Source organism: Loktanella sp. R86503, from assembly GCF_042466455.1.
In the GTDB taxonomy this organism is placed as follows: domain Bacteria; phylum Pseudomonadota; class Alphaproteobacteria; order Rhodobacterales; family Rhodobacteraceae; genus Loktanella.
The window spans coordinates 222,941-239,061 of record NZ_JAXHCI010000001.1; the positions used below are offsets into that span (position 1 = coordinate 222,941).

Genomic DNA, 16,121 nt, shown 5'->3' on the forward strand with positions numbered 1-16,121 from the left:
GTCATGACACTTTCGCTTGTTTTGAAAGTCACGGTTCCCGCAGCCTTTTTCGGCTATGCTATCGTTGCCAATCTTGCACTGCTCACCAAACCGGATACGCCGATGCCGGTCATTGACGGTTTGTTTGACGGCAGGATCACCCATGACATCGACACGCTTTACCGCGATAACCTGCCGCACAAGCAGCCAGCCGTTGGCCTGATCGGAGCGGCCCGGTATATCCTGCTGGATGAAGGCAGACCCGGCGTGGTGGTCGGCCGCAAGGGCACGCTTTTCACGGCAGAAGAATTCCGCGCGGCCGATGCAGCGACCTATGACAAAGCGCTCGGCGTTATCCTGGCTGCAGCCGGTGAGCTGCAGCAACAGGGGGTCGAACTGGTCGTTGCCCCGCTGCCCGCCAAGATCGATTTGTTACGCGCGCAGGGTCACGATACCGGGGAATCCCAGCGGCTTGCGCTTTTCTATAATGCCTTCCTGCGTGATCTGGGCGATCTTGGTATCCAAGCGATAGACACCCGCCCTGCGTTGTTGCCCCTGGCCCAGCCCTTTTTGATGACTGACACGCATTGGAGCCCCGAAGGGGCCGCCGCCGTTGCGCAGCTAATTGCGGACAGTGGAACGCTGGCGGCTGGCGAAGACGTCTTTACGACGCAATCTGACCCGGTCGCCATCTTTGCCGGCGATCTGGTGACTTACGTGACATCTGACGCCCTCGCGCCGCGCATCGGGCTTCGGCCAGAGCAGGTAACGCCATACCGCGCCGTCGCGCAAATAGTGGATGGCGGCACCCTGGACATTTTTGGCGGCGGTACAGGATCGTCAGGTACGGTTGATCTGGTTGGCACATCCTACAGCGCTAATCCGAACTGGAGCTTTGCCGAGGCTTTGAAACTGGCTTTGCACCGTGATGTCATCAACTACGCCGAAGAAGGCAAAGGCCCCTTTGCGCCGATGCAAACCTATTTGTCCGCCCGCGATCCCTTGAACGGGGCGGCGCAGGTGATCTGGGAAATCCCCGTCCGCTACTTGACCGATCCGGACATTCTGCAAGCCAAGTCAAAGGATCAGGTGTAATGGTCCGCTTTTCCAAAACGCTACGCACAGGGGCTTTCGGTCTGGCACTTCTATGCGCCGCACCAGCCATTTGCGAAACCAATGCGCTTTTGTCCGGCTTTTCGGCGATCAATAAAAACGCGCCGCAGGTATCGGTTGTCATGGTCGCTGGCATCACACGATCCGATCAATTGCCGCCTGCCCTGATCCCGGCCCGAAAAGCCATGTCCGCCGATGTAGCCTTGCGGGATTCAACGCTGCGCGATCTGGCCGACCTGATGGATGGCAATGCTGCGTTCCAATACGCCAAACGGCTGGATTTCGAAGCGAAACCAGGGCTGGCACCCCACGCGGCGCATTACTATGGCATTGCCGCTGCAACCGGACGCGGCGGTGCAATTTATGGCTTTATCAAAGCGTTGGATGCACTGGATCCTGCAACCACAACAACCGGGCGACTGGCGAACCTGCGCAATATTCTTGTTGCCTATGCAGACGCCGGCAGCGCACCCGCGCTGGAAGCCATCATGCGCTATCACGTTCAAAATAGCCCATTCACCGATATGCGTGCAGAGCTGGACCGGATACTGGCGGAAACCGACGGTCCGGCTGCCGATGCCGTCGCCCTGCAGCTGGCATTCGAAATCCTGCATGCTGATAAACCGGCCCCGGCCGACCTGGAAAAGGCGCGGCAGTATCTGCTGCGCGCAGAAGGGTCCGACAGCCTGCGCACCCTGCTCATTTCGCGCAACCTTTTGCCGCTTGTCGAGGCGCGCGTTGCGGCGCTGCCAGCTGAACAAGGCCCTGCACCTTTAGTCGAAACCCAAGGGGAGATCACACCGTGAGACACCGGACAAGACTGACTTGTGCCGCACTGGCGATCGGCCATGCCTTTGCCGCGACCAGCGTTCTAGCCCAAAGCGAATTCGGCTGCAGCGGCCTTGAAACCAACCGCGAGCTTCCGGCTATCGAAGGAAAGGGCGGCATATTTTATCGTATCAATGCTGACATCAGGATGAACCATCCGTTTTCCCAAACGATCGTCAACAACATGGCAGAGCTGTCCCGTGCACTGGAAAGCCGTGGCACGACGCTGATTTTTGCGCCAATCCCGACCAAAAGTGTTTCGATGCCGGATCACTTGCCTGATGAGGCGCGCCTTTACGGTTTTGATCTGAATGTCGCGAACGCGGTTCATGATGACGTGCTAAAGCGGCTGACAGACGCGGGCGTTCTGACCGCTGACATTCGCCGGGCGCTTCTGGCAGCTGACCCCGGCCAGCTGCCGTTTTTCAACTCGGATTTTCATTGGTCGGCTTACGGCGCGAACCTGGGGGCCGCTGCGATTGCTGATGTGATCAAGGCGCAGCCAATTTATGACAGCCTCCCCGTAACGCGGTTCGAAACTGAACCGGTTGCCGAAGAAACGGCATTTTCCGGCATGCGCCGCATCTTGCAGACGCGGTGCACCGATACCCTGCCAGAGCCGGTTTCGATGACATGGGACACGCAGCCCGTCAGTGATGAAAGCGGCCTCGATATCGGACTAGATATTGGACTTAGCGACAACGATGCAGCGGGCCTCGATATTTTCGGAGAGGCAACAGATGCAATTCCCATCGCGCTCGTCGGCACCTCTTTTTCCGACAGCCCGATCAATAATTTTCCAAACTGGATCGCACAGCACGCCAGTTTGGAGGTTGTCAATTTTTCGATCACCGGCGGCAACCAGTATGGCGCAATTACATCCTACCTGACGTCGACTGAGTTTCAGGATGCACCGCCCGCCTTTCTGGTCTGGGAAAACCCGATCTACAACAATCTGGCGCAATACGGCGATCAGCCCTTGCGCGAACTGATCGCGGCAGCCGCGAACAACTGTCCGGCAGAGCGTGCCATCACAATGGCAAAGGACGGCATGTCAGCGACTGCAGATGTGTCAGGACTCGGTGCGTCAGATACGCTTTTTCTTGATACGGATGGCAGCGCCGCGCTGGAGGTTGATTACACCTTCGCCGCTGCCAATGGCGGCGCGCGCATAAAGTCGCTGCGCCGCGGAGAACGCCTGCGCCGGACCGGCCGCTTTTACATGCCGATGACCGGACTTTGGCCCGATGGCGCACAGCAGGTGCGCATCAACCTATCCGCGCCCTTTGGCCCAGACGCGCGGCTCTACATCTGTAACCCGTTGCCACATCAAGAGGAAAAATCATGATGAGCCTGAAAGCCCTGTTCGTGGCAGTCGCCCTGCCCGCCATGTCGGCCTTTGTCGCGACTGTTCCCGGACCTGCGTGGTCCGCTGATGACGCGCTATACGAAGACGTCTTTGATCCCAATTCCAGCTTTATTCGCGTGCTTGCGCCCGCCGAAGCCTTTGCGACCATTGACGGCAAAACGGTCCGCGACTTTCACGCGGGCCTGTCGGACTATGTCAACGTCATGCCAGGCACGGTGGCTGTCATGCTGTCGGGGCAAAGCATCGACATTCCGGTCGCGCCGTCCAAACATTATACGGTTGTCAGCCTGAACGGCATGGATCCGGACGTCATCGAAGACACCCTCGCGCTGAGCCCGGCAAAAGCCGATGTCAGCGTCTACAACCTGACCCAGGTATCGGGCATCGATCTGTATGTGCCCCTGGCCAATGCTGTCGCTATCGAAAGCGTTGACGCAGCGCATACAAAATCTGTTGCGCTCAAGGCCCCGTTAACGCTCGATTTCGATTTGCGCAGCGGTGACGAGGAACTGGCCCAGGTCGATGCGGTCGATCTGAAACGCAAAGGCGGCGTTACAATCGTCCTGAGCGAACAAGGCGGCAGTTTTACAGCCCTAGCCGTCCCCAACACGTATTTCAAATAAAGCATTTATCCGGGAGCCGCAGCCATGATCTGTCACCTTGTCAAAAGTCTGAAGCGTTCTGTCCCCTGCGGCCTGCTGTTGGGTTTGGCAGCCGTCAGTCCGCTCGCGGCGCAGGATAAGGCCAGGCTTGCATTCCGCTTCGAGCCGCCAAGCATCCAAATTGAACCGATCTGCACGGTGCGGCCCCCGGATGACGAAACCACCCGCCTATGGGATGCCTGGGATGGCGGTGCGTTGCCCGATATGGGCAGCGATCTGATCAAACGCGATATCAGCCGGCTGATGCATCTGGACAGTGCGCGCTGGTACGACAAAGCAATGCAGATGATTACCAGGCTGGAGGAACGCAATCCGTCCTTTGGCGGTCAAAACGCGCTGATTACGCGTATTTCGGCGATGGAATCGGCAGGACGGTTTGAAACGCTGGTAAAGGCACAGCTTGTGCCCGAACTGGCCGCCTATGGTGACGCCCTTTCACCGCGGGCACGCACAGCCCTTGCCGGCTATTACCGTGACGGGATCGGTGTGCCCCGCGATGAGGCCCGCGCCAATGAACTGCTGATGGAGGCAGGCTATGCAGGCAACGCCGATGCCTTGCTGACACTGTCCGGCATGGTTCTGGATGGCACCGCACCACAGGCGTGGGATGTGCCGCTTGAACTGGCTGTCAGCATGGCGTTTGGCTCTTTAGTGGGCGAGCTGAACCCGACGATCTGCGATCGCACCGCCCGCATCGCGCGGGAATATCATTCAGGGCAAATTGTGAAGCAAGACCCGCAGCTTGCCCATGACTGGTTCCGCTTTACTGCCGATCTTGGGGATGCCTATTCCGCGTGGAAGGTTGTGGAATACCACCTTGAGGCCGAAGGTTTCGAGCGGGACAACGCGGTTATGCTGAAATATCTGACCATGGCGTCGGACGCGGGCCTTTCCTATGCGCAGATCGAACTGGGCCGTCTATACGAATTCGGCGCACTGGTGGATCTGGACCTGAACAAGGCATTATCGCTTTATGAACAGGCCGCCAGTAACGGCGAACGCCCCGGTTTGACGCGGGTTGCGCTTTTTCTGGAACGGTATGCGCAGGAATTTCCGGACCAGCAGCCCCGCCGGATCGCGGCGCTTGATGCGCTGACCAAAGTGCCGGACGCGCCCGGGTGGGCTTTCGCCCGGATGGCAGAACACGTGCTCGAGGTTGAAGGCCAATGGGCGGGTGCCGAACACGCCCGCACGTTGCTTGCGCGGGCTGTGGAACTGGATGATATGGACGGAACAGTCAGCATGGCCAACCTGATCCTGGCAGAAGCCGACGGCCCGTCTGATTTCGATCAGGCCGTGAACCTTCTGGCCAGAGCGGTATCCGTGCACGGCGGGATCAGTCCGCTCAAAACACTTTTTGCGGCCTATACCTGCCGCGCCGATGATGCGCCACGCTTGCCAGAGGCGCAACACTGGCTATCGTTGGAAGAGGCGACAGCAACGGCAAACATTGATCTGCCGGCCCGCGAAATCATCGAGCTGTCGCCAGACAATAACCCCCTGATGATGGCCGCCTTACAATCCCATGCGCTTTATGGACGCCCCTCTGCCTTGGCCAGCTGGCTTAAGCTGTTGGAATATGCCGGGTTTGCCGATGCCGAAATGCAAGAGTTCTGGACAACGTATTCCGACCGCTATTCCCTTGTGCTGAATGCGCTGGCCCAGTTGGAATTTGAACTTGCTGAAAACCGCGAGCAGCGTCTGGCCGCCTTTGGCCTGCTGCGCGAGGAATACAAGCGGTCGGGTCCCGCAGCAGCATTGTCACTGGCCGAGGCCCTGCTGGAAAGCCGCACGGAAACCGACCCCGTCGCCGCTGCAAAGGCCCAGGGCGAAGCAGTCACGCTGCTGACTGAAATTGCGGAACTCGGATACGGCAAGGCCATTCAGCTTATTGCAGGTTTTGCCAAAACCGATGATGAACGCCGCGCTGTTTTTGAAACCTACAGTGACATCATTGCGGCCGACGGTGATTTTTCAGCCCTTTTGTTCGCAATTCCCTATGTGACCGGCCAAGAGCGTGAGGTCATGATGCACCGGGCCCGGGGCATTATGCCGTGCGATTACAAGAACGTTATGCTGATGGTCGGGGTCACCCGCCAGATCGGGGACCGCGACGCCACTGCTCACTGGCTGGACGTTGCCGAAACGCTGATGCGGGATAACACCTGGGCCATCACCGATTTGGCAAAGGCGCGCTATGATCTTGAAGGCCCCGACGGCGCGATGGCTGCGGCAGAAATGTTCGAACGCTCCTATGCCATGGGCGACGATACGGCCGGGCGAGAATTGTTTGAATTGCGTGTTTCGCCCGAATTGGCAACCTTTTCACCGGACAAGGCGGTCGATCTGATTGCGGATGCGGTGGTCAGCGAACGGGTCAATCTTCTGGCAGGCTATCTTGGCCGCTTTCGCAAGACAGATGAAACCACGCAAACCGCTATTGCCGCATCGCTTGACGTTCCCGAACTTTACCGCGTCGCGGCAAGCAGCGGCGACGTCTATTCCATGCGCAGTTACGGCCAATACCTGATGGCCAATGCTGCAGGACCCGCCGATTTGACATCGGCGACGGACTGGCTGCGCCAGGCCGCCGAATGGGGTGACGCAACCGCTATGGCAGACTACGGTGAGGCGCTTGCCTTCGGCATCGGCGTTCCGGCAAATCCGGTCGAGGCAATCAGCTGGCTGGAACGCGCCTCTGACGGTGGCAGCGCAAAAGCCGCCGAAATCACACGTCTGATCCGACTAAGCCGAGGAGGCTAAAGCGATGGCACGAAATCTTTCGAAAGCGAACAGGTCGGCCGGATTACCCATGTTGGCCTGCAGCGTCATGATTTGCGGCGCCGGGGCCATGATCCCCACGGGTGCATTCGCGATAGATGCGGCTTGCGCACCGGCTGCGGAACCTGTGATCAGTCTGGACTATGGCAGCCGCTATACCGACGATGACAAGTCCCGCTCAACCATTGATGCCGACAGCAACGAAGCGGTCAATACCGCGCTGCGCCCCGTGGATGATTTCATACGCGACCTTGTTGTCGGCGCGAACGATGTGCTGAACGAAACCGATCCCGCGACCGCCAGTACGGCCGCCGATTGCGTTCTGACGCAGATCGCGGTTTGGGCACGCGCGGACGCGCTGTCCGACCTTAGCAGCTATACCGCGCGTCTGTCGGTGGGGGCCCGTATCGGCGCGATTGCAGAAGCCTATCGCCAGATCAGGCCGCAAGTCACCGACCTGAAGGCAGTGGCAGACGTCGACCAGTGGCTGATCATGCGAGGCGACGAACAGCTTGCCTTTTGGGAGGAGGAGGCGACTTCAGGCGCTAGAACAGGAAACCTGCGGGCCTGGGCGGCGCTTGCCTTGCTGAACATCGGCGAAGTGACGGATACGGACACGTTTGTATGGTGGGCCGGCGCGTCATCTGTTCGTATTTTATGCACGGCCCGCGATGATGGCAGCTTGCCACAGGAAACCAAGCGGGGATCTTACGGACTTCACTATCAATTCCACGCCTTGTCGCCGCTTGTGACCATTGCGGCGCGCCTCGACCAGGCGGGTATGCCCATCACAACCGTTTGCAACGACGCCTTAACGCGCGTTGTTGACTACGCATTCAACGATCTGGATCAGGAAGGGGCCCTGACCCAGGAATATAGCGGTGCCCAGCAAAGCTACTTTGACGGAACAGAGACAATGGAAGACCACGAGCTTGCGTTTCTTGGCCCTTATGTGACGCTGTTTCCGCAATCAAACCTCGCCGCGCGCGCCGAAGGAATAGAGTCCCTGTCCAATTCAAAGCTTGGCGGCGACCAGCGGCTTTTGTGGCCCTAGGTCAGGCAATGCCGCGCCGCGCACAGATTGTGCCACGGCGCGGCACCCTTATATTTACAGGATGCCGCACCGGCGGTGGTCAGATCAGGCGTGCAATACGCTATGTAAGGGGCGGCAACTGCGCCCGAAGATATGCGAAATGCTGCGCCGCCATGCCGCGATAATCACGCCAGCCATCGGCTGTATTCTGCGCGACAGTATCGGACAGAACAGCCAGAGGATCACCGCTCGACTTCGCCAAAATCAGTGTCTGTGCGGCTTTTTCAAAGAAATACAAATCCTCGAACGCGTCTGCGACAGTTTCCCCGACGATCGTGACACCATGATTGCCCATGACAAGGACTGACTTGTCACCCAAGGCATCGGCGATACGCTCACCTTCTTCTGCTGCATCGGCAATACCGCCAAAGGCCAGATCATAGGCGGTGCGTCCGTAAAAGCGGGCCGTATTGTTGTCGATGGGCACGACAGTCGGATCCTTAAGACAGGCCAGCGCCGTCGCATAGGGCGAATGGCAATGCAAAACGACGCGTGCTTCTGGCAGGCGGCGGTGGATCGTGCCGTGGATGCACCAGGCCGAAGCATCGGGCGCATTTGGGCCGCTGGCCGACGCGGCGTCGCGGCTGTCCAAGAGCAGCAGATCGGACGGCTTGATAGTCGCGAAATGCTGCCATTTCGCGTTGAGCAAAAATTCCGCCCCATCGGCAGAGGCGGCGGCGCTAAAGTGGTTGCCCACAGACTCGCTCCACCCGAACTGGTAGCAGATACGAAAGGCGTCCGACAGATCCTGGCGCAGGCTGGCGACATCCGGGTTTACGGGTGATTGCACATTCATTCCGCGAACCTGCCCTTGCTAACCAGCGCCCGATATGTCGACCGCATTTCGCCCCGGTCGGTATAGCAGCCCCGCAGATAACGTGACCCACTCTCGGCAGAATAGGCGCTGCGACCATGCACGATACGATGGTTGTCAAACACCATGCATTCGCCGGCCTTCATCAGAAACCGCATCATGTAGCGATCCTCTTGCAACATCCGGCCAAAGCGGCAAAAGGCGGGATAATATGAATCGAGCATGGTCTGATCCAGATCAAAGATATCTGCCATGTGCTGGCTGATGGTCAGCCCCGTGACATCGCCCCGCGCGTCCAATTCGATCACGGTCTGGCGGGACCGCATGTCGTAGGTATCATGTTCACAATAGAACGGGATCGGAATCTCTGATAGCAGGCGAAAGCCTTCGGGATCACGTTCACGAAACGCGTTGGCGACAGCGACACCATCGCTGTAAATGCTTTGCCCGCCTGCCACCGTGTTGGCGCGGCAGTGCAGGAATTGCACGCCGGGCGCATGCTCTTCTGCGGGGGTATCGGTGTGCAGTTCCAGCGCCGCCGCGGTATAGGCCGTGTTGGTCGGGTTGATGTGGGTCCGCACGTCGAAATAATCACCAAAGAACGTGGGCCGCACCTGGCCAATCAGATTTGCCGTCTGGGTCAAACCTTCGTCGCTGTCAGGCATATCCGTTACAATGGCGAAACCTTCGACAATCAACGCCTCGATCCATTTGGCCCGCACGGCGGGATCTGCGACCAGTTCGGGTTGTGAAAAGCGCGGCACATCGGGGCAATGATCGCCGAACCAGGCCTTGCGCGGCAAGTCGGCCGGGTCATGACGCGGCGGCCCGTTCGCATAGGTTTCAAGCCACGCGATGGGGAAGCGCGTGACATGATCCTCGTCCGTCCAGCCAATAACCAGCATGTCGCCTTCGACAACTGCGGATTTCGCAACGGGGCCCGTTGTCAGGTGGAAAATGTCAAACGACCGCTCTCGGGTATTGGCGTTAAAGGATGTCGGGCAGTTGTCCCGCAGCCAGTAGTAATTAAAGTAATGCGCGTTGCCATCCGCCAGCGTGATATCAAGGCCATTGGCCTTGAGCGTGACATCACCCGCGGTGACAGAAGCCGGAACTGACATCTCATTCATCTGAATTCTCTGCATATTGTAAGGGGAGGGTGCGATTTTTCACCCCCTACCCTTCCAGAGTTTCCTTCACACAAAAAGATCGGTTAACCTGAAGTTAGATTAAGCTCCAACTTAAGGTGCATCATGGACCGCCTGCCCCCTTTACGCTTGCTGACCACCTTCGAGGCCGTCTCGCGGCACGGTTCCATGCGCGAAGCGGCAGCGCGGCTGAACGTAACCCAGCCTGCCATCAGCCAGTCGCTTAAGGCGTTGGAAGATCATATCGGCGCGCCTTTGATCGACCGTGCTGTCCGCCCGGCCCGCCTGACCGAAATGGGCGAAATCCTGGCCCGCGCCGTTCGCGGCGGACTTGGGCAGATTACAGCGGCGGTCGAAAACATCCGGACCTTGCACAACAGTGGCAGCGGCCAGGTCACCGTATCCTGCACGCTTGGCATGGCGAGTTATTGGCTGATGCCACGCCTGCACACCTTTTACGCGCGTCACCCCGATATTACGGTCAACGTGCAGGCCCCGGCTACCGATATGCCGGTCCTAGCCCCGGGGGTCGATATCGCGCTGCGTTATGGGACCGGCGGCTGGAAAGAAGGCGAAACACACCGTTTGTTCACTGAACAGGTCTGCCCGGTCGGTGCCCCGGATCTGGTCGCCCGGTTGCAAGCGACGCACACCGGCCTTGATTGCGCACCCCTGATACATGTCCGCAGCCAGAACAACCAGCACTGGGCCGGCTGGGAAGATTATCTGCGCCTGCGCGGCATCAGCCGTCATCACATGGCGGGTCAAAGTTTCAACAATTACGTGCAAGCCGCGCAGGCTGTTCTGGACGGGCGCGGGCTGATGCTGGGTTGGCGATCAATTACCGGCAGCGCCGTGCGCGACGGCGCGCTGGTGCCTTGGCCGGACGGAGCCCTTGATCTGGGAACGGCCTATTTCGTGACGGGTGCCGCCGATCTGTCCAACAGCGGACGCGCCTTTCTGGACTGGATTAAAGGCGTTGAACTGACGCAACAGGAAGCGTCTGATTAAAACAAACCGGGCCGCAATCTTCGGCCAAGCGCATAGCCAAGTGACCCCATTGGGTAAAATGTCGTTGCTTTACTGCTGTTTCGAACTGTCCCACGCTGAATCTTAACGCGGCCAAAACACCGGACCCCTTTCAGCACCGATTGGCGCTTCGCACAGCCGCCCACCGGATGAAATGTGACGCAGGGCGTTCATATTGGGATGCTATCCCTTTCTACATGATGGCACCCGCAGCGGTGCGGCCAAAGAATGAATAGAAATAATACAGGGATATCATTTATGGACAGAAGATCATCGAAGCGGATTGTTGGTGGTTTGAGCCGTCGTTCTTTTTTGGGTCGTGCGTCGGGGCTTGCGGTGACGGCTGCGGTTGGTGCGACGTTGTTTGCGGGCGGTGCGCGGGCGCAGACGCCTGTAAAGGGCGGGACGCTCAAGATGGGTCTGGGCGGCGGTGGCAGCACGGACAGTCTTGATCCGGCGCTGGCGGCGAATCCGGTGACGTTTCACCTGATGCGGACCCTGGGCGAGCCTTTGGTGGATGTCAGCCCGGACGGTGCGCTGGAAATGCGTCTGGCCGAGGCGGTCGAGAGCGATGCGGAGGCCAAGGTCTGGCGCTTCAAGGTGCGCCAGGGCGTTGCCTTCCACGACGGCTCGATCGTCACGCCGGATGATGTGCTGGCCACGCTGGAGCGGCATTCGGACGAGCAGTCCCAATCGGGTGCGCTGGGGATCATGCAGGGCATCGAGTCCATGCGCGTCGACGGCGATTGGGTCGAGGTGACGCTGACCACGGCCAATGCGGATCTGCCCTATCTGATGTCGGATTATCACCTGCAGATCCAGCCGAACGGCGGCCGCGACGATCCGGCATCGGGCATCGGCGCGGGGGCCTACAAGATTGTCACGCAGGAACCGGGCGTGCGGTATACCTTTGAAAAGCACGAAGGCTATTGGGACGACAGCCGCGGGCACTATGACGGCGTTGAATTCCTGGTCATCAACGATGCCACCGCCCGCATGGCGGCGCTGCAGTCGGGTCAGGTGCATATCGCAAACCTGGTGGAACCCAAGGTCGCGGGCCTGCTGAACCGCGCCCCCAACCTGGAGGTCAAGAATGTCTCGGGCCGCGGGCACTATGTCTTTGTGATGCACACCGACACCGCACCCTTTGACAATCCCGACCTGCGTCTAGCCCTGAAATACGCCGTGAACCGCGTGGAAATGGTCGACAAGATCCTGCAGGGCTATGGCACCATCGGCAATGACATCCCGATCAACGCCGCCTACCCGCTGTTCGACGACAGCCTGCCGCAGCGCAGCTTTGATCTGGAAAAGGCCGCCGAACACTACAAGGCGTCCGGCCATGACGGCAGCCCGATCGTGCTGAAGGTGGCCGATACCGCCTTTCCGGGCGCTGTGGATGCCGCTGCGCTGTTCCAGCAATCTGCGAACGCTGCGGGGATCCCGCTGGAAATCCAGCGCGTGCCCAATGACGGCTACTGGTCCGAGGTCTGGAACGTGGAGCCGTTCTGCGCGTCCTATTGGGGCGGCCGGCCGGTGCAGGACCAGATGTATTCGACAGCCTATCTGTCGACGGCAGACTGGAACGATACCCGCTACAGCAACCCTGCCTTTGACGATCTGCTGTTGCAGGCCCGGGCAGAGCTGGACCCCGCCGCGCGCACCGCGACCTATGCGCAGATGGGTGCAATGTTGCACGAGGAAGGCGGCGTGATCGTGCCGATGTTCAACGACTTTATCGAAGCGGTCAGCAATGACGTGCAGGGCTGGGTCGCGGATGGCGGTCAGGACACGATGAACGGGCTTGCCCCGCACAAGACCTGGTTGGCCAGCTGACGTGATACGCAACCCGATTGTCTTTTTGTTGGCCCAGCGATTATCGCTGGGCCTGCTTTTGCTGCTGGCCGCCTCTGCCCTGATCTTTATGGGCACCGAGATTTTGCCCGGCGACGTCGCCCAGTCCATTCTGGGCCAAAGCGCCACGCCGCAGGCGCTGGCGAACCTGCGCGCGGAACTGGGCCTGAACGAGCCGGCGCTGGCGCGGTATTTCGACTGGCTGGGCGGCATCCTGCACGGCGATCTGGGCACGGCGCTGACCAATGGTCAGGACATCTGGACCAATATGTCCGGGCGTCTGGCCAACACGCTGTTCCTTGCGGGCTGTGCTGCGGCCATTGCGGTGCCGCTGGCGATCATCCTGGGCGTTATTGCGGTGCGCTACCGCGGGCAATGGCCGGACAAGCTGATCTCTGGCGTGACCCTGACCTCGGTGTCGATCCCGGAGTTCATGCTGGGCTATATCGCCATGTTCTTTTTGACGGTGCAGTTCCGCATCTTTCCGTCGGTATCCACGATTTACGACAGCATGAGCTTTGGCGAGAAGCTGCACGCCATCGCGATCCCCGTGCTGGTGCTGGTGCTGGTGGTGCTGGGGCATATGATGCGCATGACCCGCGCCGCGATCCTGAACGTGATGCAGTCCGCCTATATCGAAACCGCCGAGCTGAAGGGCCTGCGCCCGATCACCGTGATCGCCCGCCACGCCTTTCCCAATGCCATCGCGCCTGTGGTCAATGTGGTCATGATCAACATGGCCTATCTGATTGTCGGCGTTGTCGTGGTCGAGGTGGTTTTTGTCTTTCCCGGCATGGGCCAATACCTTGTCGATCACGTCACCAAGCGTGACGTGCCTGTCGTGCAGGCCTGCGGGCTTGTCTTTGCTGCCGTATACATCGGCCTGAACATGGTGGCTGATATCGTGTCGATCCTGTCCAACCCCCGCCTGAGGCACCCCAAATGAGGGGGATACCTGTTTCCGCCCTGATCGGGCTGGCCTTTGTCGCCCTTTATGCCTTCGGCGCGATCTTTGCCGGCCTGATTGCCCCCTACGGCATGGCCGAAGTCGTCGGCGATGTCTGGGAGCCCGCCTCGGCCGAGCATCTACTGGGCACCGACAGCATCGGCCGCGATCTGCTCAGCCGGATCATCTTTGGCGGGCAGACGACGATCTTTGTCGCCACCGCCGCCACGATCCTGAGCTTTACCGTGGGGTCGGTCATGGGGCTGACCGCCGCTGTGGCGGGGGGCTGGGTGGACCAGCTGCTGTCGCGCTTTGTCGATCTGGTCATGTCGATCCCGGCGCTGATCTTTGCCCTTGTCGTGCTGTCGGTGATGCCTGTCACCCTGCCCGTGCTGATCGTTGTCATGGGGCTGCTGGACGCCACCCGCGTGTTCCGCCTGTCCCGCGCCGTCGCCGTCGATATCACCGTGATGGATTACGTCGAGGCCGCGCGCCTGCGCGGTGAAGGCAACCGCTGGATCATCTTCCACGAGATCCTGCCCAATGCCCTGTCGCCGCTGATCGCAGAGATGGGCCTGCGGTTCATCTTTATGGTGCTGTTCATCTCGACCCTGTCATTCCTCGGGCTTGGCGTGCAGCCCCCTCTGGCGGATTGGGGCGGCATCGTGAAGGAAAACAAGGACGGTATCGTCTACGGCATTCCCGCCGCGCTGATCCCGGCCTTTGCCATCGCGACCCTCGCGATCTCTGTCAATCTGGTGGCGGATTGGGTGCTGGCCCGCACTTCCAGCCTGAAAGGAGGCCGGGATGGATGATACCCTGCTTGATGTGCGCAATCTGACGATCGGCGCGACGATCTATCCCCCCGATGCCGCGCCCAAGGATATATCCATTGTGCACGGCGTGTCCTTTACCCTGGCCAGGGGCCAGGTGCTGGGGCTGATCGGGGAATCGGGCGCGGGCAAGTCCACCATCGGTCTGTCCGCCATGGCCTACGGGCGCGGCGGCGTGCGGATCACCGGCGGTCAGGTCATCCTGAACGGCCGCGATATCCTGCAAGAGCGGGCCGGCGGCCTGCGCGGTCTGCGCGGATCAGAGGTGACCTATGTCGCCCAATCCGCCGCCGCCGCCTTCAATCCCGCGATGCGCCTGATGGACCAAGTGGTCGAGGCGACGGTGCGCCACGGCCTTGCCACCCGCGCAGAGGCCGAGGCCCGCGCCGTGCAGCTGTTTGGCCAGCTGGGCCTGCCCAACCCGCAGACCATCGGCCAGCGCTATCCCCATCAGGTATCCGGCGGGCAGTTGCAGCGGGTGATGACGGCGATGGCCCTGTGCCCGCGCCCGTCGTTGGTGATCTTTGACGAACCCACCACGGCGCTGGATGTGACCACGCAGATCGACGTGCTGTCGGCGATCAAAAAGGCGATCCGCGACACCGGCGTTGCCGCGCTTTACATCACCCACGATCTGGCTGTCGTGGCGCAGGTCTCGGACGAGATCATGGTGCTGCGGTCGGGCAAAACGGTCGAACACGGCCCCGTGCGCCAGATCATCGAGGCCCCGCGCGAGGATTACACCCGCGCGCTGGTGTCGGTCCGGTCCATCGCACACAAGGAAAAGGAACCCGCCGCCCCGCTGCTGCGCGTGGACAACATGACCGCCCGCTATCCGGGGGTCAAACTGGACGTGCTCAAGGACGTCAGCGTCCAAATCGCGCCGGGCCAGACGCTGGCTGTGGTCGGCGAAAGCGGCTCTGGCAAATCGACGCTCGCCCGCGTGGTGACCGGCCTGCTGCCACCGTCTGACGGGCAGATCACATTCGACGGGCGCACCCTGCCCGCCGCGCTGGACGGCCGCGCCCGCGATGATCTGCGCGAATTGCAGATGATCTATCAGATGGCCGATACCGCGATGAACCCGCGCCACACCGTCGGCACCATCATCGGGCGCCCGCTAGAGTTCTACTTTGGCCTCAAGGGCGCCGCCAAACGCGCCCGAGTGCAGGAGCTGCTGGACCAGATCGAGATGGGCAAAGGCTTTATCGACCGCTACCCCGCAGAGCTGTCGGGCGGCCAAAAGCAGCGCGTCTGCATCGCCCGCGCCCTGGCCGCCAAACCCCGCCTGATCATCTGCGACGAGGTCACATCCGCCCTTGACCCGCTGGTCGCCGACGGCATCCTGAAACTGCTGCTGGATCTGCAGGCGCAAGAAGGCGTCGCCTATATGTTCATCACCCACGACCTGGCCACCGTCAAAGCCATCGCCGACCAGATCGCCGTCATGCACCGCGGCAAAGTCGTCCGCTACGGCCCCAAATCACAAGTCCTCGCCCCGCCCTTCGACACCTACACAGACCTCCTCCTCGCATCCGTCCCCGAAATGAAAATCGGATGGCTCGAAAACGTCGTCGAAACACGCAAATAAACCCGCAAAACGCGTAGGAAAAAACGGGGCAATGGATACGGCCCCATTGGGCAAAATGCCGTTGCTTTACTGATTTTTCGA

The 16,121-nt window shown here is 60.3% G+C and carries 13 protein-coding genes; 11 read left to right on the forward strand and 2 right to left on the reverse strand.

Annotation, left to right across the window (positions count from 1 at the left end; translation table 11 throughout):
* Positions 1 to 3: 3 nt before the first annotated feature.
* From SJY10_RS00850 to SJY10_RS00875, 6 genes are read left to right on the forward strand one after another with little or no spacing between them, the layout of a single operon-like run.
* Positions 4 to 1,074: a hypothetical protein gene (locus SJY10_RS00850; protein WP_386679128.1), complete on the forward strand. Its 1,071-nt coding sequence runs from the start codon at positions 4 to 6 to the stop codon at positions 1,072 to 1,074.
* Positions 1,074 to 1,898, forward strand: a complete 825-nt coding sequence (locus tag SJY10_RS00855; RefSeq protein ID WP_386679129.1) for a hypothetical protein — start codon at positions 1,074 to 1,076, stop codon at positions 1,896 to 1,898. Before SJY10_RS00850 ends, SJY10_RS00855 begins: the two co-directional genes overlap by 1 nt.
* The gene (locus SJY10_RS00860; RefSeq protein WP_386679130.1) at positions 1,895 to 3,268 is read left to right on the forward strand and encodes a hypothetical protein; all 1,374 of its coding nucleotides are present in this window, start codon (positions 1,895 to 1,897) and stop codon (positions 3,266 to 3,268) included. The genes SJY10_RS00855 and SJY10_RS00860 overlap by 4 nt, the downstream gene beginning before the upstream one ends.
* On the forward strand, positions 3,265 to 3,912 hold the full coding sequence (locus SJY10_RS00865; protein ID WP_386679131.1) for an alginate O-acetyltransferase AlgF: 648 nt from the start codon (positions 3,265 to 3,267) through the stop codon (positions 3,910 to 3,912). Before SJY10_RS00860 ends, SJY10_RS00865 begins: the two co-directional genes overlap by 4 nt.
* 24 nt (positions 3,913 to 3,936) lie before the next feature.
* On the forward strand, positions 3,937 to 6,714 hold the full coding sequence (locus SJY10_RS00870; protein WP_386679132.1) for a tetratricopeptide repeat protein: 2,778 nt from the start codon (positions 3,937 to 3,939) through the stop codon (positions 6,712 to 6,714).
* Between the two features lie 49 nt (positions 6,715 to 6,763).
* Positions 6,764 to 7,786, forward strand: coding sequence for an alginate lyase family protein (locus SJY10_RS00875; protein ID WP_386679133.1), 1,023 nt, complete (start codon positions 6,764 to 6,766; stop codon positions 7,784 to 7,786).
* Positions 7,787 to 7,886: 100 nt separating this feature from the next.
* On the opposite strand, the gene SJY10_RS00880 is transcribed toward SJY10_RS00875, so the two are convergent.
* Both SJY10_RS00880 and SJY10_RS00885 read right to left on the reverse strand, forming a co-directional pair.
* Positions 7,887 to 8,621: a class II aldolase/adducin family protein gene (locus SJY10_RS00880; RefSeq protein ID WP_386679134.1), complete on the reverse strand. Its 735-nt coding sequence runs from the start codon at positions 8,619 to 8,621 to the stop codon at positions 7,887 to 7,889.
* Positions 8,618 to 9,769 (reverse strand): TauD/TfdA family dioxygenase, encoded by a 1,152-nt coding sequence (locus SJY10_RS00885; RefSeq protein WP_386679135.1) that lies wholly within the window; start codon positions 9,767 to 9,769, stop codon positions 8,618 to 8,620. The genes SJY10_RS00880 and SJY10_RS00885 overlap by 4 nt, the downstream gene beginning before the upstream one ends.
* Positions 9,770 to 9,892: 123 nt before the next feature.
* On the opposite strand from SJY10_RS00885, the gene SJY10_RS00890 reads away from it, so the two are divergent.
* From SJY10_RS00890 to SJY10_RS00910, 5 genes are all read left to right on the forward strand, one after another.
* Positions 9,893 to 10,798: a LysR substrate-binding domain-containing protein gene (locus SJY10_RS00890; RefSeq protein ID WP_386679136.1), complete on the forward strand. Its 906-nt coding sequence runs from the start codon at positions 9,893 to 9,895 to the stop codon at positions 10,796 to 10,798.
* Positions 10,799 to 11,074: 276 nt separating this feature from the next.
* On the forward strand, positions 11,075 to 12,652 hold the full coding sequence (locus tag SJY10_RS00895) for an ABC transporter substrate-binding protein (protein ID WP_386679137.1): 1,578 nt from the start codon (positions 11,075 to 11,077) through the stop codon (positions 12,650 to 12,652).
* 4 nt (positions 12,653 to 12,656) lie between these two features.
* A complete protein-coding gene (locus tag SJY10_RS00900; RefSeq protein WP_386679165.1) occupies positions 12,657 to 13,616 on the forward strand; it encodes an ABC transporter permease in 960 nt (319 codons plus the stop codon).
* Entirely contained in the window at positions 13,613 to 14,431 is an 819-nt protein-coding gene (locus tag SJY10_RS00905; RefSeq protein ID WP_386679138.1) for an ABC transporter permease, read from the forward strand. The genes SJY10_RS00900 and SJY10_RS00905 overlap by 4 nt, the downstream gene beginning before the upstream one ends.
* Positions 14,424 to 16,040 carry an ABC transporter ATP-binding protein gene (locus SJY10_RS00910; protein WP_386679139.1) on the forward strand — a complete coding sequence of 539 codons (1,617 nt, stop codon included), beginning with the start codon at positions 14,424 to 14,426 and terminating at the stop codon, positions 16,038 to 16,040. Before SJY10_RS00905 ends, SJY10_RS00910 begins: the two co-directional genes overlap by 8 nt.
* Positions 16,041 to 16,121 lie beyond the last annotated feature (81 nt).